This is a genomic window from Peribacillus muralis (genome assembly GCF_001645685.2).
Taxonomy (GTDB): domain Bacteria; phylum Bacillota; class Bacilli; order Bacillales; family DSM-1321; genus Peribacillus; species Peribacillus muralis_A.
On sequence record NZ_CP017080.1, the window covers coordinates 509,373 to 535,717 of the forward strand.

Below are 26,345 nucleotides of genomic sequence, written 5' to 3' on the forward strand. Positions count from 1 at the left end.
ACATTTACACTCGCTTGATAAAATTGGGTGTAGAAAAAGCGAAAAAATGGGGGTCTTTTGGATGAAAGAAAGCGTTTTCAATAAAATTCGCAATGAACAATTTAAGGGGAAGGTTGTTACAGCGGAGGAAGCCGCTTCATGGATAAAAGATGGGATGAAGCTTGGTATGAGTGGATTCACTCGTGCGGGTGATGCAAAAGTCATCCCGATGGCTCTGGTTGAAAGGGCTAAAACTGAAAAATTCAAAGTTGACGTATATACTGGCGCATCCTTGGGGCCGGAAGTCGACCAACATATGGCGGAAGCCGGAATCATCAATAAACGGCTGCCGTTCCAAGCAGATAAGGGAATTCGAAACAAAATCAACGCTGATGAAATCACTTATGTGGATCAGCATTTATCTCATACAGCTGAACAAGTCCGTCAAGGCCTTGTCGGTCCTATTGATTTTGCAATAATTGAAGCTTTGGCCATTACGGAAGAAGGATTAATCATTCCGACAACTTCTGTAGGTAACTCAGCCATCTTCGTTCAAGAAGCTAAACATATAATTATTGAATTGAACGTGTCCCATCCAGAAGGATTGGAGGGGATGCATGATATATATACACCAGCCCGTCAAGGGGAGCGCCAACCCATTCCAATGACCGCCACAAGCGATCGCTTAGGTTCCATCGGCATCCCGGTTGACCCTGAAAAGGTAATGGGGATCGTCGTTTCGACAGATCTTGATGCACCCTCGACAATCGTGCCTCCTGATGAAGAAACGGCAACGATTGCCAGCCACTTAATAAATTTTCTTCGTGAAGAAATCAAGGCAGGCCGTTTAACGGAAAGTCTTGCACCGTTGCAATCAGGTGTTGGTTCAGTGGCAAATGCCGTATTCGCGGGATTCCTTGATTCTGAATTTACGGATTTGGAAGTATACTCAGAAGTATTGCAAGACGCAGTTTTCGATTTAATCGATGCTGGGAAAGTCAAATTCGCTTCAGGGTGTTCTATTACATTAGCTGAAGAAAAAGGAAAGCAGGTATACGGTAATCTTGATCAATACCGTGATAAACTCGTTCTTCGCCCGCAAGAAATATCCAACCATCCAGAAATCATTCGCCGTCTTGGATTGATTTCGATAAATACGGCGTTAGAATGTGATATATACGGCAATGTAAACTCTACACATGTTTCCGGGACAAGGATGATGAATGGAATAGGTGGTTCAGGAGATTTCGCCCGTAACTCGCGCCTAGGTATATTCGTAACGAAATCATATGCAAAAGGCGGCAAAATATCCAGTATCGTTCCTTTTGTTTCTCATGTTGATCACACTGAGCATGATGTGGATGTACTAGTGACGGAACAGGGCATCGCTGATTTGCGCGGTCTGGCACCAAAAGATCGCGTAGAATTAATCATCGAAAACTGTGCCCATCCTGACTACCGCCCTCAGCTTCGTGCTTATTTCACGGAAGCCGTCGCGCAAACCGGGGGACACCAAACTCCGCATATTCTTGAAAAAGCCTTCTCGTGGCATACGAATCTAATGAAAAATGGCACAATGCTTGAAGCTGTCCTTCAAGTTCAAAAATAATCATCAAAGCCCTGCATGCAGCAGGGTTTTTTATTTCGTTCGAAATCCCGGTATGGAAATTTCCGTCACTACCTGTAAAGAGCTTGCGTCCGAATACACATCTTCTTCCATTTGGTCATTATTGGAATAATCGTAAATTGGATGTTAAAATGAATTAGGTCACACATCGTCAAAAATTAAGGGTCGATCAAGAGTTATCTGGAAGATTGACTACGTGGCACCGACAGGTCCTATCGTAATGTAAAACTGATTGAAAAGATGATTGACTCTGATTGGAAAAGGGAAAGGAATCATGGGAGGTTTCTTGTATATTTGCAATTAATTATACATTCGGGTTATGGAAATATGGTAAACTGCTAACAATGAATGATTATCATACATAAAGCTTTTTCGTAATGATATTATTTCGATATAAAAAAGAGTTAGATAGAATGGCTATAGTGGAGGAGATAACTTGTTCAAAACAAAACTGCATTTTTGGACGTTGGAATTACTATTATTATCTTTACTTTTTTATGTTGGTACGAAGATCTCTTTTCTTTTCGAACCAATCGTGATATTTACTTCAACTTTGTTTTTTCCAATCTTGATATCGGGTTTTCTCTACTTTTTGTTCAACCCAACCGTTGATTTCCTCGCTAAAAGAAAAGTGCCAAGAGGATTGGCGATATTATTGCTTTATGTATTTTTCCTTGGATTAATCAGTTTGCTGGTTGGTCTGGTTGGTCCGTCCCTTTCCAAACAGGTTACTGATTTAATCAATAACCTTCCGGATTATTTCAATCAAACAAGGAAGTTCATTGAAGATTCGGCCCAGTCGAAATGGTTTTTGTGGACGATGGAACAAGATTATGTGGACTTGAAAAAAGTAGGAGATTCGCTGCAAGAATATTTGACGGATTTACCTACTAATATAACGAACAGCTTATCTTCCGTGTTCAGTGTAGTCACGAACATTACATTAGTGGTGGTGACGGTTCCTTTCATCTTGTTTTATATGTTGAAGGATGGAGATAAGCTTCCGAGCGCGATCATGAAATTCGTACCAGTCGGCTATAGGAAGCCGGCCTTGACCGTTCTTCAGGAAACGGGGGAAACGCTTACCACATACATACAAGGACAAATGCTTGTCTGTATGTTTGTGGGAATTGGAACATTCATCGGTTATTTGATCATTGACCTGCCTTATGCATTCCTATTTGCACTGATTGGTGCCGTTACGAACATCATTCCGTATGTGGGTCCTTTCATTGGGGTGGCTCCCGCGGTCATTGTGGGGCTGATCCATTCGCCGACTCAAGCGTTATTGGTCATTCTTGTTGTAACGATCATCCAGCAGCTTGATGGTAATGTCATTTCGCCTTTGGTAATCGGGAAAAAATTGAATACACATCCGCTTACCATCATCATCCTTTTGCTCGTTGCCGGAAACATAGCCGGTATCATCGGTATGATTTTGGCGGTTCCGACTTATTCCGTCGTTAAAACGATCGTGTTGAATATCGTGAAGTTCATCAGGATCCGGAAAGAGGAAAAGCTAGAAGAAGATATATTGGAATGAAAAAAAGGGATCGGCTCAGATGAGCCGGTCCCTTTGACTTTCGCAAATTACAAACCTAAAGAAATGTATTTAACTTCCAGGAACTCCTCGATGCCTTGGTGACCGCCTTCACGGCCAAGTCCGCTTTGTTTGAAACCGCCAAATGGAGCTTGGGGAACGGATGGAAGTCCATCGTTCAAACCTACGATCCCAAATTCAAGTGCTTCGGTGAATTGGATTCCTTTGGTGATATTTTCAGTGAAGACGTATGCTGCCAATCCGAAAATGGAGTCATTTGCCCTTTGGATTGCCTCTTCATCCGTCTTGAAGGAGGCGATGGGAGCCAGCGGTCCGAATGTTTCTTCCTTCATGCAGAGCATGCTGTCATCGATGTTGGAAAGGACGGTTGGTTCAAGAAAAAGGCCGTCGATGGCTTTCCCGCCTGCTTCGAGCTTAGCGCCGCTGTTTAGCGCTTCATCAATTTGTTTTTGAACCTTATCCACAGCATTTTGGTCGATGAGCGGTCCAATATCGACACCATCTTCCAATCCGTTACCTACTTTAAGTTCCTTGACTTTGGCAACGAGCTTTTCAATAAAGGCATCTTGAATGGCTTCGTGCACAAATATGCGATTTGAACAGACGCAGGTTTGCCCGGCATTCCTGAACTTGGAACTAATGATGCCATCGACCGCCTTATTAAGGTCGGCATCCTCAAGAACGATCGCTGGTGCATGGCCTCCAAGTTCAAGCGATATTTTCTTAACCGTGTCAGCCGATCCCCTCATTAACGTTTTGCCGACTTCTGTAGAACCCGTGAACGTCAATTTGCGGACCCTTGCATCTTGAAGCCAAGTTTCCCCTATTTCAGGTGATTTGCCTGTCACGACATTGATGACACCTTTTGGAATGCCAGCTTCTTCAGCTAATTCAGCCATTTTTAAAGCGGTGATGGGCGTCAGGTTAGCCGGTTTAATGACGACAGTGCAGCCTACAGCAAGGGCAGGCGCGACTTTCCTGGTAATCATCGCTGCAGGGAAGTTCCATGGTGTAATGACAGCAACGACTCCAACTGGCTGTTTGGTCACGAAGAGCCGCTTATTGGATACGGAGGCAGGAATCGTTTCGCCATATACACGTTTTCCTTCTTCCGCAAACCAAGATAAAAATCCATTGGCATAGGTCATTTCACCAAGGGCTTCTTTAAAAGGTTTTCCTTGTTCTTCGGTCATGATTTTAGCTAGTTCTTCTTTATTATCATCAATTAATCGATGCCATTTCCAAATCAATTCAGCCCGTTCGTAGACCGAGCGTGCTGCCCAATCGGTAAAGGCTTCGTATGCGGCATCTGCAGCCTTCGCTGCTTCGGCCGCACCGCCTTTTGGAACGGTGGCAACAACTTCATTCGTTGCAGGGTTTGTCACTTCAATTTTGTCCAATCCAAAATCCGACCACTCACCATTAATGAATACTCCGTAATCTTTCATGATAAAACCTCCAATTTTGGTTTAATTCATCAAACTACTAAAATAACTTTCAACTTTATACCTTTACCTGTTAGGTAAAAGTATAAACACTTTTTAGCGATTCCGACATTTATTTGATTGGCTATTTTTTGAAAATGATAGATTGATTGAAAAAAACTTGAAAAAAGAGGGGGGCAAGTGTGCACCCCTCCCATTTCATCTTGCCATTTATTTTTCGGATGATACGGCCACTTCACCGATATTTTCGGAGAGAGCAGGATTTGGATTGAATTCACCTTCTGATTTAGAGATGACCACTGTCGCGACGCTGTTACCGATAAGATTCGTGATGGCACGCGCTTCTGACATGAATCGGTCGACCCCGAGCAGCAGTGCCATACCTTCAACTGGAATCATCGGGAAAGCCGCTAATGTTGCAGCCAATGTAATGAATCCAGAACCTGTTACACCGGCAGCTCCTTTGGAGGTTAACATCAAGATCCCGAGAAGGGTCAACTCCTGCCAGATGCTTAAATCGACGCCGTAGGCCTGGGCGATGAAAATGGCTGCCATGGACAAGTAAATCGATGTTCCATCAAGGTTGAAAGAATAACCAGTTGGGACCACCAAACCGACCACCGGTTTTGAACAGCCGTATTTCTCCAGTTTTTTCATCACGCTTGGCAGAGCGGATTCAGAGGAAGATGTTCCTAACACTAAGAGGATTTCTTCTTTTAAGTAGCCAATGAATTTGAAAATATTAAAGCCGTAGAGTTTTGCTATTCCGCCAAGAATAAGAATGATGAAAAGCGCCATGGTGATATACACGCTCCCCATCAATTGCCCTAATGAGCTTAAAGAGCCGAGTCCGAATTTACCGATCGTATATGCCATCGCCCCAAAGGCTGCCAATGGGGATACCTTCATGATCATACTGACGATGCCAAAGAAAATATCGGCAATATGCTGAAGGAGGGACACGACTGGCTGTACTTTCGGTCCCATGGCTGCCATGGATAAACCGAACAAAACGGCAAAGAAGAGGATCGGAAGCAAGTCTCCTCCAGCCATTGCGGCAACGGCATTATCAGGAATGATATTGGAAATGAAGGCAATCGCGCCATGTTCCGTTTCTGAAGCGGCTGTCGTATATTGTGATACATCCCCGCCTTCGACTGAGTCGATGTTGAAGCCTTTACCTGGTCCGAGCAGATTGACTACGATAATTCCAATCGCAAGGGCGAAAGTGGTAACGATTTCAAAGTAGAGCAAAGCCTTTCCGCCGATGCGACCAACTTTTTTCATATCACCCATACCGCCAATTCCGATTACGACGGTTAGGAAGATGATCGGTGCAATAACCATTTTTATCATTTTAATAAATAAATCAGCCAATACCTTCAGCTGTTCACCAAAAGCTGGGAAAAAGAAACCGACCGTTATCCCCAGAATGATGCCGATAATGACTTGAACCGTTAAATTTTTCAATAGTTTCATGGGGTATTCTCCTTTGTTATATGATAGCGCTTTCTTAACTTGAATTCAGTGTAACAGAAGGAGGAGTTGTAATATTCTTTTGGTGATATTGTTCTTTTAGGTCTTTTTGGTCTTAAGGGTACAATGCGGAGAAGGGCGAGCAGCCATAAAAAAAATACCGGCTGAGCACCGGTATCATGAAATCAATTTTCAAATGGCTTTATGAGGGCATAAAGCGTTCCAATCACGGGAAGCTCCAATCCGACCTTGTCAGCGAGACGCAGTGCGCCGCCTTGCAAATGCTCCACCTCGAGGGTTAGGCCTTTCCGGCGATCCTGATGCATGGAGGAAGTGGATTCCTCCGGCAAACCTGCCATATTCTCCATGGCCTGGGCAACATTCTGTTTGGTTATCCCGATGTCATAAGCGTTTGCAAGTTCCATCATTTCGCTAAGTGCTTTTTCCAATAATCCATTGGTTTCCGGAAACCTCCGAATCGTGCCGATAGGGAGGTTGGATGCGGTAGTTACACCGGAGAAGGCGGTGATGAACATGTATTTGATCCACATTCTGACTAATATGTTTTCCGTCCTGCTTACCGCCAGGATAGCTGATTTTGCAGCTTGTTCAAATTCATCACATACCGATGCCTGGGATGGGTGAAGTGGACCAAAGATTAAATCATGATGATCATTCGAATGAATGATATGGCCTTTTTCGTCAAGGGTGGCAATGATGAAGGCGCTGCCCCCGAGAACGGCTTCCTCGCCCAGTTCATCCTGTAAAATGGAAATATGCTCTAATCCATTCAAAAGCGGGAGGACCTTGGCGCCCTTTTCAACAAGAACCTTTAAATCGGCGAGGGCGCCCTGCAGATGCTGTCCTTTTACGGCAAGAATGACCAGGTCCGCTTTTTCAATATCATGCACGTTCTCTGAGATATGAAGTTCGTTAAATTGGTAGTTTCCGTGAGGGCTGGTTATTGCAATTCCATTTTCCTTCATTTGCTTGGCACGGTTTTGCCGTACCAAGTATTGAACATGCTGTCCGGACTGCTGCAATCTGCCCCCAAAGTAGCAGCCGAGTGCCCCGGCCCCCATAACGACAATATTCAAAGTGAACACCTCTTTTTGTAAGATGTACCAATCATATCATTGTCGTAATTTTCAGTAAATGTTTATTGTGCAAGGACAGATAGATGGTTTGAAAAGGGTGAAGATAGGGAAAAAGAAAAAAACAGCCCGATAGATTTCAGGCTGATCTTTTGGATTTATTTATAGACTTTGACTTTTACCGTTTTTCTGCCCCAATCAAGTGCTTTTGATTGAGAAGAGTAGAAGACGTCAATTTTATTTCCTTTGATTGCTCCGCCTTTATCTGCCGCAATGGCTTCACCGTAGCCTTCCACATGAACTTTCGTTCCTAGCGGAATGACCTTGGGGTCGACGGAAATGGCTTTTACTTTAGGATTTTTCTTTAAGTTTAGACCCGTTGCCGTAATCCCGCTGCAACCTTTACAATTTGCTGTGTACGCGGTTGCCTTCACGGTGATCGTTTTATATTTCTTGGCTGAGGATGATGTAGTTTTAGCTTTTGGTTTAGCAGAACTAGAAGGCTTCTTAACCTTTAGGACTTGTTTTGGATGAATGTTATCTTTTTTTAGGTTGTTCCAACTTTTGAGTTGATTGACTGTTATATTATGTTTATTGGCGATACCCCATAGTGTGTCGCCACTTTTGACTTTGTATGTAGTAGTAGCAGCCGATGAAACTCCGGAAAAACTAAATACCAGGAAGAAAGCAGTGAAGATTGGAAGTAGTATTTTTTTCAAAATGAATAGTCTCCTTTGTTTTAAATCGTAGACTTAGAATAACAGGTCTATGTGACAATAATGTTTCGATGGAATAGTAATTGTGTTACAAAAACGTTTCCGTTGATAAATGAACGTAATATAAATTAGGTAAAAAGGACTTGGTGAAGATTATTTCGATATGTTTTTTAATGATTGGAAATGTCGGTTTTAAAGCTTTTTTTGTAGATTTAATGGCGTTTTTTGTTTAATTATATAATATTTGGATATATTACAGCTGGTTTAAAAGACCTATGGATTTTTGTAAAAAAAGTAGCCCGATTATGACTGGATTATTGCTATATAATTGATGGTTTTTGGGAGAGGGGAGAGAATCCGGTATCCATTTTAAAAAGATCTAATATAAACACTAAGGTTAGAAGTACCTTCCGTTTCACTCCACCCTGGGTGAAACGAAGCTGAAATCTCCATTGTCGGCAGTATGGGGGAATCTGTAATTGGACCGTTTCATTGCACTGCACTCTTCTGCATTTTAAAAAAGATAGTCCCCCGATTCCTGCGGTTTTAGAAGATTTAGATCTTGCCCGTTGCGTTCTGCATTAGAATAAAAGCTAACATTCTTAATTGCTCTTCTTCAACCGTTCCCTCTCAAGTAAAGCTTGCTTTTCTAAAGACTTGCACTCCGCCTGTAAGTGCCGATTGTATGCTTCTAATCGTGCGAGATAAACCAATGTCTCCTGTGGAAAAAAATGAGTGATTTTAAAGATTCCAAAAATGTGATTTTGCGTGTAGATGATCGTGGATTAGAATTTGGTTGATCAAATAGTTGAACCAGCATCGAGGTAATGAGACCTAAAAAGATGCCGTCTGCAATATGCAGACGGCATCTTCAAATTATCCAATCTATTAAACTAATGTGAATTCCGTTGCAAAATCAACTAGCATTTTTTGATACACGGCAACGGATTCCAGGTCCACGCATTCCCTGTCACCATGCCAATTCTCTCCTTTTGGCCCAAATTCAATGGCTGGTATATCATAGGCTGCATAGAAGACAGTGTCAGCCGAACCATGCTGTCCAAAGATCACAGCATCCTGGTTGGTGTTTTTTTTGATGATGGGACGAAGCAGTGAGATGAAGGGGTCCGACTCTTCCGTTTTTACAGGTTTGCTGTACATATTGATGAAAATATTCTTACCCGTCACACTTTCGATTTGAGTGACGACTTCTTCCATTGTTTGCGTAGGTAGATAGCGGATATCGAGGCTGAGCAAACAGGCATCCGGTACCTTATTATAAACATCCCCGCCTTTTATTTTTGCTAGGTTAAGTGAGGGGGAGTCATAAAGGGGGGTATGATCCCTAGTGAAAGGAAGCTCTTTTATTTTTTGATAGAGCTCATATGCCTTCTCGATTGCATTCACGCCTTCCCAAGGGCGGCTTCCGTGTGCGGATTTGCCGGACACCTCAATATCAAGGCGCAGGGCGCCCTTTGCCTGAAGGCCAATTCCCAATTGGGTAGGTTCAGCACAAATCACAAAGTCTCCTCTATAACCGTGTTTTGCTAAATAACCAGAACAATTCAGCCCGCCAATTTCTTCATCCGATACGATCTGTAGCTGAATTTTCAAGCCTAAGTTCATATCTTTCAGTTCGGTAAACGCACACATCATTCCGGCAACCCCTGCTTTCATATCGGCTGCACCGCGTCCGTATAGATGCCCTTCATGAACCTGTGGGAAAAATTGATCCGGAGTCCCGCTGACAACATCGACGTGGCCATTCCAAATGATGGTTTTATCCCCCTGGCCAATCTCGCTAACGAGCATTCTATAGCCGTTATTTACGATTACATTCACGGTGAGTCCTTGCTTTTTAAGCCAGTCCGCACAGTATTCAACTGCTTCGTTGGCGCCTTTTTTCGATGAACTGTCAATGGATACTAGATCTTTAAGTAACTCGATGAGCAAAAAGAAAACCTCCCAAAAATATGCATACTATCATTATATATACCCCTCCTTTCCAAGTGTTAACTCGAAAATTTTTTCCTGTCCCCAAACGTTTAGGACTTCCACTTTCTGGGGTATGTAAAGAGGGAGCGAAGTTTACATTCTTTAAGGAGGATGATAGAAATGGATAAACGCATAATAGGGGTATATGAAACTGGAGAAGAAGCCATTAAGGCTGTTGAAGCCTTGCAGGCCGATGGATATAACCGTGATGAGATTTCGGTGGTAGCGAAAGACAAAGAGGAATTAAGGACAGTGAATGAAGAAACCGGTACGAAGGTCGAAGAGGGCCTCGCAGCTGGTGCAGCGACCGGCGGTATCTTGGGCGGGGCAGCTGGTTTATTAGCAGGAGTGGGTGCATTGGCGATACCGGGAATCGGACCGGTACTTGCAGCAGGACCGCTTGCTGCAACATTGGCTGGTGCAGCTGTGGGTGCTGGTACAGGTGGTTTGGCCGGTACACTGATCGGGATGGGCTTACCGGAAGATGAAGCGAATCGGTATGAAGCGGATGTGAAAAGCGGCAAGCTGCTTGTGCTCGTCGATGCAGATGCGCGTAAATCGAATTCTTCTTATTCAGGCATTACGGAAACGGATGAAACGTTAACGCACGGCAGAAGAACGCTATGAAGACAAATGGAAAAAGGACGGAAACCCTTTAGGGTCCGTCCTTTTTTTGATTAGAATATGAATTTTCGAATCTCTTTATGCATTTCCTGTGATAAGGTATCCAGGTCACTGGCAAGGGCATTCAATTGTTCCATGGAAGCGTTCGTTTGTTCGATCGAAGCGGATACTTCTTCGGTTCCCGCCGCTGCTTCCTGGCTGATCGAGTTTAATTGTTCCGCATTGCCGGCCATCCGTGTGACCTCTGATACCATATCGTTCATCATCGTTTTAATTTCGTCAAAATTGCTGAATGTATTCCCGATGATCGTTGCGATGTGACTGAAGGCACTTTCTGTATCCGTTACCGATGTATCTTGGTGATGGATTTTTTGATTGACTTGATCAATCAGGTGTACTGTATTGCTTGTATCGGCTTGCATCGCTTGAATGATTTCCGAGATTTCCTTTAAAGAATATTCCGTTTGCTCGGCTAACTTCTTCACTTCATCAGCTACCACGGCAAACCCTTTTCCATGCTCACCAGCCCGTGCCGCTTCAATGGCAGCGTTCAAGGCGAGTAGGTTAGTTTGGCCGGCAATGCCGCTTATCGTCTTTACGATCGCACTAATATCACGGGAACGTGCATCCAATGACGTAACGGCTGTACTCATCTTATTTGAGATCAGCGCCGTTTCATTGAATTGCTGTTTGAGGTCCTGCACTTGAGTGATGCCGCTTTCGGAAGCTTTGAACATGTTGTCGGATTCCAACGCCATCTTGCTAGTCTCTGCATCAAGAACATTGATTTTGTCTGCCAAAAGCTTTACGGCATTTTCATTATTTTGACCGACTTCAATCTGATCTATCGCACCCGACGCAATTTGTTCCATCGTCAAGGCGACCTCGTTTGCCGCAGCCGAATTTTCCTCTGCACTTGCCACTAGCGTCATGGAGGAATCGGATACTCTATCGGAAAGGGTATTGACCTTTCCTAGCATCTGGCTCATATTACTGGCCATCATGTTCGTATCTTCTGCAAGCTGCCCTATTTCATCGGTCCTTGAAATGGAATTCCTGGCTGTGAAATCGCCGCCAGCCATCTTCCGTATCGATTCTTGCAGCTTTTTAATCGGATTCGTCAAGGATCTAGTGATGAAGATGGCAGATAAGGCAGTGATCGTAAAGACGACCAACAGTGTGATGATATTATCTTTGATCATCGGGGTTGCTCGGACTATCACTTCATCTTCATCCATCAATCCAGCTATTTTCCATCCGGTAGTCGGGTTGGTGGCGTAGCCGATGATCCGTTTTTTTCCTTCATAATCCTCGATCATCGAGCCGGATTCACTTTTCATTTTCTTGAAAATGCTCTCCTTGGGAATTTCCTGTTGGATTTTCTCCTTATCAGGATGTGTAACGAAGGCTCCTTTGTTATCCAGCAAAACCGAATAACCGGTTTCGCCAAACTTGGTTTGATTAACCATCTTGACCAATGTGTCAATCGAAATGTCGACACCGAGCACGCCGATTACTCGGTCACCCTCATATATGGCCCTGGCTGCAGTAATGACAAGAGTATTTGTAGCTTGATCTGTATAAGGTTCGGTCCAAATGGTTTCATTTTTTTTCTTCAACGCCGATTGATACCACTCCCTTTGCCTAGGGTCAAAGTCAGCCGGTAATTCAGCTTTAGGGAATATTATTGTTTTTCCCTCTTTTTGTGTGCCTAGATATAAGCCGTTTATTTCAGAATTACTGGACTGGGTATGTGAAAACTCATCGATTATCGATTCAGGCTTTTTTTCATAAGTGACCATGCTGGGATAACTACTGATCCTATCCAATTGATCTTCTGTTTTTTTAAAGAATATTTCAAAGGATTCATTCATTGACTTGACTTGCTCTTCCGTCGTTCCAGTAAGTTCATCCGTCGTTAACTCGATGCTGTTTTTATAGCTCATGTAAGAAATGGCCAATCCGCTTATCATGATTAAAGCTAAAAAGGGGATCAATATCTGTTTTTTTAGCGAATTAAAATACCAACCTGTAATTTTATTCATGACCGATGCTCCTTGTATAAATCTAATTTAATTTTGGCTTCTATTAGATATTTCGGAGCGCATTCATAATTTTGAAGCTCCTATTCGGAAAACTGCCATAATAAATCATGAAACTTGAGCATCCGCATCATCACAGGGTTTCGGGAGCCATATAATGGAGAAAGAAGAGGAGACTGTATCAGTCACCTCTTCTTTAGAAAAGACTTATTCGGTTTGAATATGTTGGGTTCTGCCTAAATACCAAGTGTGAAAATCGTCCGCATATTCAACGGGCACATCACGGATTTTTGTGTGATGCACAGGTATTGAGCGGTTGATCGTTCCGATGCTGGCTAACCCGAAAACCTTCTGCAGCTTGGAGCGCTTGACTTCAATTTGAATGACCTTGCTTCTTTTGGTTAAGAACAGTGAGGTACCTAAGCTTCCGGTTTTAAACTGTACAAACTCGCCCTTTAACAAGTAGCGGCTACTTTTGTAATCGAGTATCCTCAACGTGTAAATGAGGACAAGTAAAATCAGCGAGATATACCACAAAGCTATATCGAAAAAACAGATGGCGGCTGTCGCAAGAAGCCAGAAAAAGCTGGGACGCAGCATTCTAATTTTAAATGCTTGTTTCGAGAGCGGCTCCATCGAACGTTCCACCTTGTAAGCTGGCAAAATCTCCTCTATCATCCCATAGGCACGCTCAACCGATAAAAAAGGATAGAGAACATTCGTATCAAGCTCTTCATCGCCGGTGCTTCCTGCGCTTATCAGTTTCACTTCTGCTAAACCCAGCATCCTTTTGATCATGGATTGGGTGATTTCGACAGCTTGCACCTTTTCTTTCCGAATGGAAAAAGAAGATTCATCCAGTATACCTTTCCTGATATGGATTCGCTCCTGATCGGATGAAATTTCATATTTTCCATATTTAACAAAGGTGGAAACGATTCCGAAGGTGACCGCTATACAGATGAAAGCGGTGATGGCGATGGTGACGATCCACCATGTATCCAATACCTGGGCTGCGTATCCTTCGGCATTTCTTAAATCGATGAAATCATCGAGTGTATTATATAATGTAGCCAAAATGGGAATGAGGGCCAGGAAACTAAGCGATGTAAAGGAGGCCTTCAGAACGTCCCGGGTGGTAGGGGTGAAATGAATCGTTTTTTTCGTGACTGATTCAAGGTCTGCAGAAGATCGTTCCACGTAAACTTCCGCATCCAGGATCGAATCATGACTTGATGAATATGTCTGCTCTAACCGTTCGGCCTCTTTTTGGGAAATCACCTCGAAAGGTACGCTGCCCTCGTCGCCGCTATTACCCGTTTCGAATGTCAAGGAGGTTAATTTAAAGATCCTGTGGAATACCGTCGTCCGTCGTTGGATATTTTGCACCTTATGTAGCGGTATCGTTCGATATGATTTCGAGATGAGTCCTGAAGTAATGTGAATGGTACCTTCCTTGATTTGATATTTATAGGTATACCATTCAAGGATGATCGATGAGACTCTCCAAACCAAATATATGAGAAAGGCGATCTGGAGTAGCTTCATATACATTTTTTCCGATCCGAAGTTCAATATATAAAGCATGATGATGAAAAAAATATTCCCCTTCAGCAATTTTCCCATTTCAAAAGGGATTTTAAAGGGGTGAAGCCGTTTTGCCTGTTCGTCCATCGTCAGTCCACTTCCTTAATTTTTGCATAATAGGCGATTTTGTCCCGTAAATCATAGGCTTCTTTCTCTGGGATGGCAGGTATCTCGTGAGAGTCGCCCATTGTGCCGATGCTTAGGGAGTATAAGTTATATTTTCGCAGCAAAGGACCTTGGTCCAGCTTGACGGATTGCACTTTCGTCATCGGTATGAGTTCATGCGTTTCATACCAGGCTCCTCGTTTTGTATGGATGAATTCTTCATTCACATCGTAACGCCAATATTTTTGCAGCAAGATTGGTTCAATGAAGATGGACCAGATAGAATGGAATAAGGATAGCAGGACAAATCCGATTAACATCCATCCGATCCATTCTTTCCAAGTAAAATAGTTGTCTGCAATTAATAGAAGGATAAGGATGGCAATGATAATGAGGTGGATGATGGCTTCAGAAATCCGCCAAACCTTCACCGCTTGTTTGGAAATCTTCTTAGTAGGTGGTTTAATCTTTGAATGCATATATTCACTCCTTTTGTGTCTTCATACCTTATACGGTTTATCTTTTGAAAAAGTTCCCGGTTTGTCTTCCTATTAGATGGCGGTAAAGTGGACAAGATAGTAGGAGGCAGTTTTTCGGGTAGGAGTGATAGGTTTGACATATAAAAGGAAGGTAAGCTTCATCTTCTTCCTGTTATTGATTGGCATTTTTCATGGTGAATCGATGCAGGCGGCGAAAGAAGATGGAACGGTGGGACAGGAAATTCAACGTATCTTGAATGATTCCCCGGCATTATCAGGGGCGTTAACGGGAATATCGATCCGGTCCGCAGAAACGGGTGAACTGATTTATGAAAGAGGTTCGCAAACGCGCTTGCGTCCAGCGTCCAACCTTAAGCTTTTGACGGCAGCGGCTGCACTGGAAACGTTGGGGGAGGATCATGTATTTCTGACGGAATTATTCGTAAAAGGCGTGCAAGTCGGCCATGTCCTGCAGGGAGATTTGTATTTGAAAGGAAAGGGAGATCCAACATTGCTGGAAGGTGATTTCGATGAGTTGGCGGCTTCACTGAAGCAAAAAAAAGTGAAGCTCATATACGGAGATTTAGTTGGGGATGATTCCTGGTATGATGATGTCCGGTATTCAAAAGACTTGGTATGGAGTGATGAACAAGAATATTACGGAGCGGCCGTTTCGGCTTTGACCGCTTCCCCGGATGAAGATTATGATACCGGAACCATCATCGTGAAGATTAGGCCAGGTGATAAAGCGGGGAGCCAGGCAGTGGTGAAAATGATACCGGAAACGGATCATGTGAGGATCATCAACAAAACGAAAACGGTGGCGGCTGACGGTCACAAGAAAATCGAAATCGACCGATCTCATGGAAAACGGACCGTTACGGTGACCGGAACGATTCCGGAGAATGCAGGAGAGTTCAAGGAATGGGTTTCGGTAAAAGATCCGACCGAATATGCGTTGAGCCTATTCGAAAAATCATTGACAAAACAAGGAATAAAATTTGTGGGCGTAAGGAAAAAAGGGGAAACGCCTATAGACGCGAACTTAATTGCCACTCATCGGTCCATGCCCCTTTCACAGCTTCTCATTCCTTTTATGAAATTCAGCAATAACAGTCATGCTGAGATCTTGATAAAAGAAATGGGTAAAGAGGCTGGTGGAAAAGGAAGCTGGAAGGATGGATTGAAGGTCGCCGGAAACGAGTTGAAGAGTTTGGGGCTCGATATGCAAACGATCGAGATGCGTGATGGCTCCGGCATATCCCAAGTCAATATGATTCCAGCGAATGAAATAACCAAGCTGCTATATGCCGTACAGGAAAAAACGTGGTTCCCCGCTTATTTGAATGCGTTGCCGGTGGCAGGAATCGAGAATCGTATGGTAGGAGGCACGCTAAGAAAGAGGATGAAGGGGACCATTGCAGCTGGGAATGTCCGGGCGAAAACGGGGACGATTACAGGCACAAGTTCCTTAGCTGGTTATGTGACGACTAAACGCGGGGAAAAAGTCATATTTTCAATCATCTTGAATAATTTTGTGGAAGAAAAAGGCATCACGTCCATCCAGGATAAGATAGTCGTAATGCTGGCAGAACAGGATCGCGTATTAGCCACTGCACGTTAGGAGCCAATTGGATACGTAGGTTTGCAGTTCACGGAAATCTGCGATGAGTACATCCGCCTCTTTTAATTCCTGTTCCCCTGCAAATCCGAATTGGCAGCCTACAGCAGTTAGGCTGTTTTTCTTTGCTGCTTCAATGTCTGATTTCCGATCTCCGATCATCATTGCATTTTGAATGTGATGGTCATTCAATAACATCCTAACCAAGTCGGACTTGGAGCCTTCCACAGTTCTTTGGATACTGTAAATGTCGGTAACATATCGATGCAGTCCAAAGTATGAACAGATTTCATCCAAATACTTTTCCAGTCCGTTACTAGCTATGAAAACGGAAATACCAAGCTCTTTAATCGTTGATAACGTCTCCAGCACATAAGGAAAAAGCTGCCCTTTTCCTTCTTTGATTTCCTGATTCAAGCATTTTAAAAAAAGACGGTCCGCCTGTTGGTGAATATGATCAGGATGTTCTGGCATCAGTGTTTCCCAGACAACGCTCAATGGGACGCCCATTATCCTTTGATAGGCTGCAAGCGGGGTAATCCCGGCCCAGTTTCCTTCTGCCCGAAGAATATCGAATGTTCTTTCAAGTGAGGAACCTAAAATTTCGTTTGTTTGAAATAAGGTGCCGTCCATATCAAAAATGGCGGCAAATTGGATAGTGTCCATTAAATGCACCTTCTTTTCAGCTTTTCTTTTTTCCTCCAAAGGAAACACGGGAGAATGAATGGAAATAAGTAATATAGGAGGAATGCTCATGAAATTTCCAACTTAACGGTCCGCTTACGATTGAAGGCCTTATAGCCGAAATTCACTTAAAGTCCCAAAAGCGCTTTTCTTATTTGATTGCCATAGATGGGAGGGGTGGGTCTGGAAAAAGTACACTAGCTTCCCTTATGCATGCCGCATGTCCAGGGAGTTCCATTGTTCATATGGACGATTTCTATTTGCCTTCTTCACAGCGCATCCCGTTACCCCCAACCCAAAAGAAGATCGGGGCAGATTATGATTGGAAGCGGTTGTTTCGGCAAGTCCTTAAACCGCTTTCCGAGGGGATGGAAGCAAGATATCAGCGGTATGATTGGGATAAGGACGCTTTAACCGAATGGCAAGTGGTTCCTTCTTTAGGACTGGTCATTATCGAAGGAATGTATTCAACTCGTATAGAATTGGCTGGACTTTATGATTTCACTATTTGGGTCGAATGTCCCCGTGATCGCCGTTTGGAACGCGGCCTCGAACGGGATGGCGAAGAGGCGCGTCAGATGTGGGAAGATAACTGGATGATTCAGGAAAACCTTTATGTGGAAGCTCAAACGCCGCAAGAAAGAGTGAAGCTTGTAGAGGATGGAACATGCTGAACCCGGTGAAATTTTCAAGTCAATTTAATTGTAAAGGTTTTCCTGGGAAAATCATATCAATTTTCACGGGGATTTCTAATTGAGTTATAAGGGAGGAAATGATGTTCACTGGTGCAGAATGGTTTTACGTATGTAGTGCGAAATCCCCGATTTTGGGGATTTTTTTATGAGATGCCCTTTTCAGTACCAAATACTTCATATGGATTTTTTTTACATAAACAGGCCTTTCCTACTGTACAAATAATTTGTAATAACATGTAAAATATTAGTATCATACAAATTTATTCAATTGCATCCTTGTGGCTCGTTAGTTTAATAGATTCAATCTAGTAACTGTAAAAATCGGGAGGGGGATATGTAATGAAAAAAAGTAAGTGGATGTATTCTTTGGGGATGCTTATGGTCTTGATTACTTCATTAGTGATTGGAGGGGCGGAAACGTCACAATCAGTAGAAGCCGCCAGTAAATCGGTGAAGAAAGTCGTCGGTTATTATACTTCCTGGGGAGCTAAGGACCGGGGCTTCCAGGTGGAGGACATCGATGGCAAAAATATTACCCATATCAACTATGCTTTTGCCGATATTTGCTGGGATGGAGTGCACGGCAATGATTCTGTTGATAACCCAGGTTCAAAGACATGGAAGTGCCAGGATAAATCGATTCCACTGCAAAGTAAAAAAGTACCGAATGGGACTGTCGTCTTAGGTGACCCCGATACTGACGTTAAACGGTCTTATGGGAAAAAGACAGTGAAGCAATGTAGTCGTGCGGAATGCGGAAACTTCGCAAAACTCAATGATTTGAAAGAAAAGTACCCACATATAAAAACGCTTATCGCTGTCGGTGGCTGGTCATGGAGCAACCGTTTCTCCGATGCGGCAGCGGACCCTGTAACACGAAAGGTATTTGCCAAGTCTTCGGTCGAATTCATTCGAACATACGGATTTGATGGCGTCGACCTTGATTGGGAATATCCTGTTGAAGGGGGGCTGGCGGGAAACTCTCTTCGCCCGGAAGATAGGGAAAACTATACATCATTGCTTCAGGAAATTCGCAATGAATTGGATAAAGCCGAAAAAGAGGACGGAAAGCAATATTTATTGACGATTGCAGCAGGCATAAGCGGCTCGTTCATTAAAAATACGGAACCTTCAAAGATTGCGGGAATTGTGGATTGGATCAACTTGATGACCTACGATTTCCACGGTGGCTGGGAAACGACTACAAATCATAATGCCCCGCTATATTTTTCAAAAAATGATCCTAATCATAATTGGGGATTGACGGTCAAGGAGTCGGTTGAACGGTATAAGGCAGCGGATGTGCCCATGGATAAAGTCACGTTAGGTTTGCCGTTTTATGGAAAAGGGTGGACTGGTGTGGATGATGGAGGGGAAAATGGCGAATACCAAACAGCCACACCTGGAAACAATGGCTCTTTCCTTCCTCGGGGAACGTGGGATGATGATGAATCTGGCATAACCGGAATATTTGATTATGGAGACCTTGCAGCGAACTATGTAAATAAGAAAGGCTACAAAAGATATTGGAATGACGAAGCAAAGGTGCCTTTCCTATATAACCAAAAGACGAAGTCGTTCATTTCATATGACGACCGCGAGTCCATCGGATATAAAACCGATTTCATCAAGTCACAAGACATGGGAGGGGCAATGATTTGGGATTTAAGCCTAGATTGCAGGACTTCAGAGAAGTATACATGCAAAGGCGATACCCTCCTTCAAAAAATTTCTGATGATTTGCTCGAAGGCGGCATTAATGGACCAGAGGATGGCATCGACCATGTAAATGTCACATATGCCATCACTTCTAAGTGGGGCACAGGTTCCATTTTCAATATCAGGATTAAAAACACTGGAACAGCACCTATTGAGGATTGGAAGGTTGAGTTCGATTACGCGGGGGAAATGCAGCAAATATGGAATGGGAAGATCATCAGCAAATCACAGCATCACTATGTGATCAGAAATGATCAATGGAATAAAAAGATCCAACCGGGAGAATCGGTTACGATAGGGGGAGAGGGCAGAGGACAGGCGCCTGCTGTCATCACCAATGTGGTCGTCAATGAAATGAAATAAGTAAAGCATATAAGACTTTTCCAAATGGATATGCCTTTTGGAAAAGTCTTTTTTCATGGCATGGATTAATTGGACCTTAAAATCTGCGCCGCTTGGAAGAACCAGGTATACCAAGATCTTCACGGTACTTTGCAATGGTTCGGCGGGAAATCATCGTTCCTTCACTTTCGAAGATTTGGCATAGCTTCTGATCTGAAAATGGTTTTATTTTATCCTCATCGGCAATCAAAACCTTTATTTTTTCTTTAATGGTAGTAGTTGATTCACAGTCTTTGCCGTTTACATGTTTTAACCCTCTCGTAAAGAAATTCCTTAATTTAAAAAGTCCATGCGGTGTCTGGATGTATTTATTACTCGTCGCCCTGCTGACCGTTGATTCATGAAGCTGAATTTTTTCGGAAATGTCCTTAAGTGTCATCGGTTTCAATCCAGCCATTCCCCTCAGGAAAAACTCCTGCTGCGCTTCCACGATTGTCGCCGTCACTTTGTATAGAGTCATTTGCCTTTGTTCGAGCCCCTTAATCAACGATTGAGCATCATGTAGTTGAGCCTTAACGTAGTCATTAGCTCGTTTTTCATGTTTCATGGCGATGTAGTCCTTATAGTAAGGATTAATGGACAGCTTGGGTAGGAAGCCATCGTTAACCGTTATCGAATATCCATCTTTTTCTTTTTCCACGAATACATCCGGTACGATGTAATGAATCATCTCATCGGAAAAGTGACTGACTGGGCGTGGGTTCAAGGTACGGATGAAATCGCCTGCCTCCTGAACTTCCTGAATGGTCACTTTGTAAAGGTCCGCAATTTTCCGGTAACGCTTTTCGGCTAAGTCCGTTAAGTGGTTCTCGACGATCGTATAAGCCAATCGATTGTCATTTTCTTGATTGCGAATTTGAAGAAGTAAGCAATCAGTCAGATCTTTAGCGCCGACGCCAATGGGGTCAAAGGTTTGCAATACTTGGATCATCGTTTCCATTTCCTCGCTGGACACCGAAAAAAGCGAGGCTGTCCAATTCATATCAATATCAAGAAAGCCATTTCCATTTAAGCTTCCTATTAGGAATTCAACTATTTTTGTTTCACTGTCTTTCAAGGATCTGAACAAACTCAGCTGCTCCAATAAGTGTGCTTCCAACGTTACCGTGGTGCAGGAATAATTTTGGATTGGGTTGTAATCATTATCTGTACTGTATCTATTCCCTTTGCGAGAAGTTTCACGTATGCGATAGTCCATCATATGTGTACGAATATTAGGTTCAGAGAGTGAGGTGTGAGGGGCATTAGCCGCTGCGGCCATTTCGAGAACAGGATTTTCATTAGCCTGCTCTTGTAGGAAATCGTTTAATTCATGTGTGGAATATTGCAGGATATTGATTGCCTGCTGTAATTCAGGGGTTAATGATAATTTCAAGGATTGTTTTAGCTGCAATTCAAAACCTGCCTGCATATCTATCAACTTCTTTCGTATTAGATTAACTAAGTGAACAAAAGGATAGTATCGATAATAATACAAATCTTCCGAAAATTCAACGTTTAATGTTAGATTATATAACATCATATGTTTTATCCAAGGAATCTATGATAGGAATGAGGTAATTAAGTCGAATGATTCGAATATGAATTGTTTGATTCTGAAATAAATCATCATGTGTTCGTTTTGATTTGATTATGAATCGTTTTAAGTCGAATACCTTTAATATTAGGTTCATATACTTTGGCATGCATCTTGCAATATCTAAAAATATAAAAATAAATTGGTTCAGCAAAATATAAAAAATCCATTATTTAAGAAGGGTGTTTTTTTACATGATTAAAGAGAAGACGGGTATTCAGGAATTAATCGATTTGGACAAAAAGCATTTCATTCATCCGACTACGGCAATCGAACAGCAGCAGGCAGATGGGCCAAGTTTCATTTTTAAAGAAGGCAAGGGAATCTATCTAACGGACGTTAAGGGCAGAACAGTCATCGATGGCATGTCTTCGCTTTGGAATGTGAATATTGGACATGGGCAAGAAGAGCTGGCTGATGTGGCAAGAGAACAAATGGCGAAGCTGGCCTTCACCTCTAATTTCGCTACCTTCAGCAATGAGCCGGCCATTCGTTTGGCAGCCAAGATCGCTTCAATCGCTCCTGGTGATTTGAATGCCGTCTTCTTCACTTCGGGCGGATCGGAGTCGAATGATACGGCGTTCAAACTTGCCCGCCATTACTGGATATTGAAAGGCCAGCCCAATCGCCAAAAAATCATTTCACGCTCGAAGTCCTATCATGGAGTGGCGATGGGAGCGACAAGTGCAACTGGGCTGAAACCGTTCCGTGACTTCACGAACTCCATCGCTCCTGATTTTTGTTATGTAGACGGTTCCTCGATCGAAGAGCTGCGCAAGGCCATTGAAAAAGAAGGTCCGGAAACGGTTGCGGCATTTATCGCGGAGCCGATCCAAGGAGCTGGCGGCGTGAATCTGCCTCCAGAAGGCTACTTTAAGGAAGTACGGGAGATTTGTGATGAATACGGCATTTTAATGGTGACGGATGAAGTCATTACAGGTTTCGGAAGAACAGGGGTTTATTTCGGCATTGAACACTATGGCGTCGTTCCGGATATGATGTGTTTTGCAAAAGGTGTGACAAGCGGGTACGCCCAATTAGGCGGTGTGGTCCTGAATGATAAGCTGCACAAGGACTTCATTTCCCTTTCAAAAGGCACGCTTTTACATGGCTACACATACAGCGGTCACCCGATGGCTTGTGCAGTTGCTTTGAAAAACATTGAAATAATTGAACGTGAAAATCTGATGGAAAACTCGAAACAGCGTGGGGAAGAGTTGCTTGCCGGCTTTAAGAAGCTTCAGGGCAAACACCAGATCATTGGTGATGTCAGGGCGCTTGGACTGATTGGAGGCATCTCCATCGTGAAGGACAAAATGACGGGAGAAGGCTTTAAGACACAATTAGCCCCAAGACTTGTGGCTGAAGCGGCGAAGAATGGCTTGATTTGCCGTTCTGTCACGTTTGATCAAGATACACTCGTATTCGCCCCGCCCTTAATCATTACTAAAACCGAGGTCGAAAAGATCATTGATATTCTTGATAAAACATTTACAGCTGTCGAAAAAGAAATTTTATAAGAGGTGAAAGTGATGGAAATGACGGAAACGCTGAAGAAGAAATTATTCATTGATGGTAAATGGCAAGAAGCTGAACATTTCACGACGCTTAAATCTCCGTATAGCGGGAAAGTACTAGCGGAAATTCCTTCGGCAAGCGTGGGAGATGTGGAGCTGGCGATAGAATCAGCTCATCAAGCGAGAAAAACGATGGCAGCCCTGCCTAGCCACAAACGTGCTGCCATACTTGAACAACTAGCAAGTCTGTTGGAAAGCCGCAAGGATGAAGCAGCAGAAATCATCGCTAAAGAGGCAGCGAAGCCGATTAAAACGGCGATGGTGGAAGTGTCCCGAACGATTGCCACATATAAGTTTGCAGCGGAAGAAGCAAAGAGGATACATGGGGAAACGCTGACGATGGATGCTACAGCGGATGGGGAGGGACGGATCGGCTACACAGTCCGTGAACCGATTGGTGTCCTTGGTGCCATCACGCCTTTTAATTTCCCGATGAACCTGGTCGCCCATAAAGTTGGCCCGGCCATTGCTGCTGGTAATACCATTGTGTTGAAACCTGCCAGCCAAACACCACTATCCTCGATCTTTCTTGCAGAGCTATTGGCGGAGACGGATTTGCCTGCCGGAGCATTCAATTTAGTTACCGGAAGCGGCTCTGTAATCGGTGATAAATTAGTCACTGATTCACGGGTGAAAAGCATATCCTTCACTGGCAGTCCTGCTGTAGGGATCGGAATCCGCAATAAAGCGGGATTGAAGAAGGTGAGTCTTGAACTTGGTTCCAATGCGGCCGTGATTGTCGATAAAGGGATCAATATCGATAAAATCATCCAGCGCTGTGTATCGGCAGCATTCGCTTTCCAAGGGCAGGTCTGCATTTCCTTACAACGTGCATATGTTCATGAAGACGTATACGATGAGTTCACCAAAAAATTCATAGCAGCAACAAATGCCTTGAAGCTTGGTGATTCTTTGGATCCTTCGGTCGACATCTCTGCGTTAATCAGTCCTGGTGATGTGCAACGAAGCCTCGACTGGATCGGGGAAGCTAAACAACATGGAGCGGTCGTTGCAGCAGGAGGCAAATCTGAGGGGAATATCCTGCATCCAACCGTGTTATTGGAAGTCGATTCGATGCTTAAGGTATCCTGTCAGGAAGTCTTTGCTCCGATCGTATTAATAAACAAGGTTTCGTCCGTTGAAGAAGCGATCGATTTAGTCAATGATTCGGAATTCGGCCTGCAGGCTGGGATTTACACGGATAATATTAACTTGGCGCTTTTTGCCGCAGAGAAATTGGAAGTCGGCGGTGTGATCATTAATGATATCCCTACTTACCGCGTCGATAACATGCCATACGGTGGAGTCAAAAAGAGCGGAACGGGCCGCGAAGGACTGAAATATGCAATCGAGGAAATGACGGAAATGAAATTGGTCATTATCAATCGGAATTAATGAGGAGATGGGCAAAAGCCCATCTTCTTTTTTGGCGAAAAGTTATGCAAAAATGAATAGATAATTCACAAATGAATGTAAATGGACCACAGATAGGTTAGAAAAATAGAGTTAGCAATCTTTTAAAATGGCATGAAACTTGCTCGTATATATTAATAGGTAAATCACTTTAACCGAGGAGGAATTTAAATGCAGGAAACTTTACAAAATAACACGAAAAAAGAAGGGACCGGAGCACTGGACTTAAAAATGTTCATTAATGGGCAATGGGTGAATTCGTCTTCAGGTGAAAAAAGGGATGTGTTGAATCCAGCCACGGGAGAAGTTATTGCTACAGCTGCGGAAGGAACGAAGGAGGATGTCGATAAAGCGGTTGAGGCAGCCAAGTATGCCTTCTATGAAGGAGGATGGTGGGGAACGCCGGCAGTCGAGCGTGCCCGCATTTTATTCAAGATCGCCGACAAGATTGAAGAAAAGGCCGAAGAGCTTGCTGCTTTGGAAACGCTGGATAATGGGAAGCCGTTACGCGAGTCCCGTTTTGATATTGATGATTCAGCAGCCTGCTTTAGATATTATGCAGGTTTGGCTACGAAACCGACAGGACAGACTTACGAAGTTCCAGACGGTCAACAGGCGATGGTCGTAAGGGAACCGATTGGTGTATGCGGGCAAATCGTTCCTTGGAATTTCCCTTTGATGATGTCAGCGTGGAAACTTGCACCGGCGCTTGCCGCAGGGAATTCCGTCGTCTTCAAACCATCAGAGATTACACCAGTGACAGCGGTCAAGCTGTTTGAAATCATGGCTGAAGTCGGTTTGCCAAAAGGTGTCGCGAACCTTGTGCTAGGGGCTGGACCTGTTGTCGGACAGGCCATTGCAGAGCATGAAGAAATTGATAAAGTAGCTTTTACAGGAGGAACGGCAACGGGACGTAAGATCATGGAGGCGTCGCTTGGAAATTTAAAGAAAGTGACATTGGAGCTTGGCGGAAAATCCCCCAATATCGTATTTGCTGATGCTGATTTTGAGACAGCCGTCGACTATGCGTTGTATGGAATCTTCTGTAATCAAGGACAGGTTTGCTCGGCCGGCTCGCGTTTACTTTTGGAAGAGTCGATTTATGATCAGTTCATAGCAAGCCTGACTGCAAAAGCGAAACGTATCAAGGTAGGATCAGGATCGGATGGAAAAAGCCAAATGGGACCTGTCGTTTCAGAGGCGCACATGAACAAGATCTTATCCTATATCCAAATCGGGAAAGAAGAAGGAGCTAAATTAATCGTTGGTGGAAATCGAATTAAAGGGGAAGGCTTGGAAAACGGATACTTTGTCGAGCCAACGATCTTTGTCGATACGAAACCTGAAATGCGAATCGTACAGGAAGAAATTTTTGGACCGGTACTTGTCGTTCAAACGTTCAAGGATGAAGCGGAGGCTCTCCAACTCGCAAATGATACGAAATATGGTTTGGCCGGAGCCGTGTTCACCAATGATATCGCCAAAGCAAACCGCGTCATTAAAAAGGTCCGTGCGGGCATTACGTGGATTAACTCTTATCACCCGACTTATAACGAAGCTCCGTGGGGCGGCTTCAAGCAAAGCGGTAATGGGCGCGAACTAGGCACGTTCGGATATGAAGCATACACAGAATTGAAGCAAATCAATAACAACCTGGATATCCAGCCAACAGGCTGGTTTGATGAAGAATAAAGGTTAGTTTTAGCAAAAAAGGCCGTTCTATGAGGAATGGCCTTTTTGCGTGCAGATGGTAGATCCCATCTTTGTCGATAAATACGGCAGAATTGCAGATAAATCACTGGAATCGTCGATAAAACCAGAAAACCGCAGATAAATTGCCAGAATCGTAGATAAATCCAGAAAATCTGCAGATAAATTGCCAGAATCGTAGATAAATCCTGAAAACCTGCAGATAAATTGTCAGAATC

General features: G+C 43.6%; 19 protein-coding genes. 9 read left to right on the forward strand and 10 right to left on the reverse strand.

The annotated features are described in order from the left end of the window. Positions 1-61 precede the first annotated feature (61 nt). Together ABE28_RS02435 and ABE28_RS02440 are read left to right on the forward strand one after the other, a co-directional pair. Positions 62-1,588, forward strand: coding sequence for a succinyl-CoA:acetate CoA-transferase ScpC (locus tag ABE28_RS02435; RefSeq protein WP_064462384.1), 1,527 nt, complete (start codon positions 62-64; stop codon positions 1,586-1,588). A 454-nt stretch (positions 1,589-2,042) separates the two neighbouring features. After that, entirely contained in the window at positions 2,043-3,149 is a 1,107-nt protein-coding gene (locus tag ABE28_RS02440; protein ID WP_064462386.1) for an AI-2E family transporter, read from the forward strand. 47 nt (positions 3,150-3,196) lie between these two features. On the opposite strand, the gene ABE28_RS02445 is transcribed toward ABE28_RS02440, so the two are convergent. From ABE28_RS02445 to ABE28_RS02465, 5 genes are all read right to left on the reverse strand, one after another. Continuing rightward, the gene (locus tag ABE28_RS02445; RefSeq protein WP_064462388.1) at positions 3,197-4,615 is read right to left on the reverse strand and encodes an NAD-dependent succinate-semialdehyde dehydrogenase; all 1,419 of its coding nucleotides are present in this window, start codon (positions 4,613-4,615) and stop codon (positions 3,197-3,199) included. 207 nt (positions 4,616-4,822) lie between these two features. Then, a complete protein-coding gene (locus tag ABE28_RS02450) occupies positions 4,823-6,091 on the reverse strand; it encodes a dicarboxylate/amino acid:cation symporter (RefSeq protein ID WP_064462389.1) in 1,269 nt (422 codons plus the stop codon). Positions 6,092-6,273: 182 nt separating this feature from the next. After that, a complete protein-coding gene (locus ABE28_RS02455) occupies positions 6,274-7,194 on the reverse strand; it encodes a ketopantoate reductase family protein (RefSeq protein WP_373921315.1) in 921 nt (306 codons plus the stop codon). Positions 7,195-7,340: 146 nt separating this feature from the next. After that, positions 7,341-7,901 carry a 3D domain-containing protein gene (locus ABE28_RS02460; RefSeq protein ID WP_064462391.1) on the reverse strand — a complete coding sequence of 187 codons (561 nt, stop codon included), beginning with the start codon at positions 7,899-7,901 and terminating at the stop codon, positions 7,341-7,343. Between the two features lie 885 nt (positions 7,902-8,786). Continuing rightward, the gene (locus tag ABE28_RS02465) at positions 8,787-9,851 is read right to left on the reverse strand and encodes a M20 family metallopeptidase (protein WP_064462392.1); all 1,065 of its coding nucleotides are present in this window, start codon (positions 9,849-9,851) and stop codon (positions 8,787-8,789) included. Between the two features lie 162 nt (positions 9,852-10,013). Between ABE28_RS02465 and ABE28_RS02470 the strand changes: the two genes are divergently transcribed. Continuing rightward, complete coding sequence (locus ABE28_RS02470) at positions 10,014-10,520, forward strand: general stress protein (protein ID WP_064462393.1); 507 nt, start codon at positions 10,014-10,016, stop codon at positions 10,518-10,520. Positions 10,521-10,570: 50 nt separating this feature from the next. Here the strand turns inward: ABE28_RS02470 and ABE28_RS02475 are convergent, their stop codons facing one another. From ABE28_RS02475 to ABE28_RS02485, 3 genes are all read right to left on the reverse strand, one after another. Further along, positions 10,571-12,562 (reverse strand): methyl-accepting chemotaxis protein, encoded by a 1,992-nt coding sequence (locus ABE28_RS02475; RefSeq protein ID WP_064462394.1) that lies wholly within the window; start codon positions 12,560-12,562, stop codon positions 10,571-10,573. Positions 12,563-12,766: 204 nt separating this feature from the next. Next, entirely contained in the window at positions 12,767-14,233 is a 1,467-nt protein-coding gene (locus tag ABE28_RS02480) for a PH domain-containing protein (RefSeq protein WP_064462395.1), read from the reverse strand. Positions 14,234-14,235: 2 nt separating this feature from the next. Beyond that, a complete protein-coding gene (locus ABE28_RS02485) occupies positions 14,236-14,730 on the reverse strand; it encodes a PH domain-containing protein (protein ID WP_064462396.1) in 495 nt (164 codons plus the stop codon). Between the two features lie 133 nt (positions 14,731-14,863). Between ABE28_RS02485 and dacB the strand changes: the two genes are divergently transcribed. Next, positions 14,864-16,354, forward strand: a complete 1,491-nt coding sequence (gene dacB / locus ABE28_RS02490) for a D-alanyl-D-alanine carboxypeptidase/D-alanyl-D-alanine endopeptidase (RefSeq protein WP_257390684.1) — start codon at positions 14,864-14,866, stop codon at positions 16,352-16,354. Here dacB and ABE28_RS02495 read toward each other — a convergent pair. Continuing rightward, a complete protein-coding gene (locus tag ABE28_RS02495; RefSeq protein ID WP_064462410.1) occupies positions 16,337-17,017 on the reverse strand; it encodes an HAD hydrolase-like protein in 681 nt (226 codons plus the stop codon). The genes dacB and ABE28_RS02495 overlap by 18 nt on opposite strands. Before the next feature lie 119 nt (positions 17,018-17,136). Here ABE28_RS02495 and ABE28_RS02500 point away from each other — a divergent pair, with 119 nt between their 5' ends. Together ABE28_RS02500 and ABE28_RS02505 are read left to right on the forward strand one after the other, a co-directional pair. Continuing rightward, complete coding sequence (locus tag ABE28_RS02500) at positions 17,137-17,709, forward strand: uridine kinase family protein (protein ID WP_064462397.1); 573 nt, start codon at positions 17,137-17,139, stop codon at positions 17,707-17,709. Positions 17,710-18,069: 360 nt separating this feature from the next. Then, entirely contained in the window at positions 18,070-19,812 is a 1,743-nt protein-coding gene (locus tag ABE28_RS02505) for a glycosyl hydrolase family 18 protein (RefSeq protein ID WP_064462398.1), read from the forward strand. A gap of 76 nt (positions 19,813-19,888) precedes the next feature. Here the strand turns inward: ABE28_RS02505 and rpoN are convergent, their stop codons facing one another. Further along, entirely contained in the window at positions 19,889-21,262 is a 1,374-nt protein-coding gene (rpoN, locus tag ABE28_RS02510) for an RNA polymerase factor sigma-54 (RefSeq protein ID WP_064462399.1), read from the reverse strand. Between the two features lie 359 nt (positions 21,263-21,621). On the opposite strand from rpoN, the gene ABE28_RS02515 reads away from it, so the two are divergent. The 3 genes from ABE28_RS02515 to ABE28_RS02525 all read left to right on the forward strand — a co-directional run bounded on the left by ABE28_RS02515 (position 21,622) and on the right by ABE28_RS02525 (position 26,109). Next, complete coding sequence (locus ABE28_RS02515) at positions 21,622-22,947, forward strand: aminotransferase family protein (protein WP_064462400.1); 1,326 nt, start codon at positions 21,622-21,624, stop codon at positions 22,945-22,947. An 18-nt stretch (positions 22,948-22,965) separates the two neighbouring features. After that, positions 22,966-24,399, forward strand: a complete 1,434-nt coding sequence (locus tag ABE28_RS02520; protein ID WP_064462411.1) for an aldehyde dehydrogenase family protein — start codon at positions 22,966-22,968, stop codon at positions 24,397-24,399. A gap of 189 nt (positions 24,400-24,588) precedes the next feature. Then, positions 24,589-26,109, forward strand: a complete 1,521-nt coding sequence (locus ABE28_RS02525; protein WP_064462401.1) for an aldehyde dehydrogenase family protein — start codon at positions 24,589-24,591, stop codon at positions 26,107-26,109. Positions 26,110-26,345 lie beyond the last annotated feature (236 nt).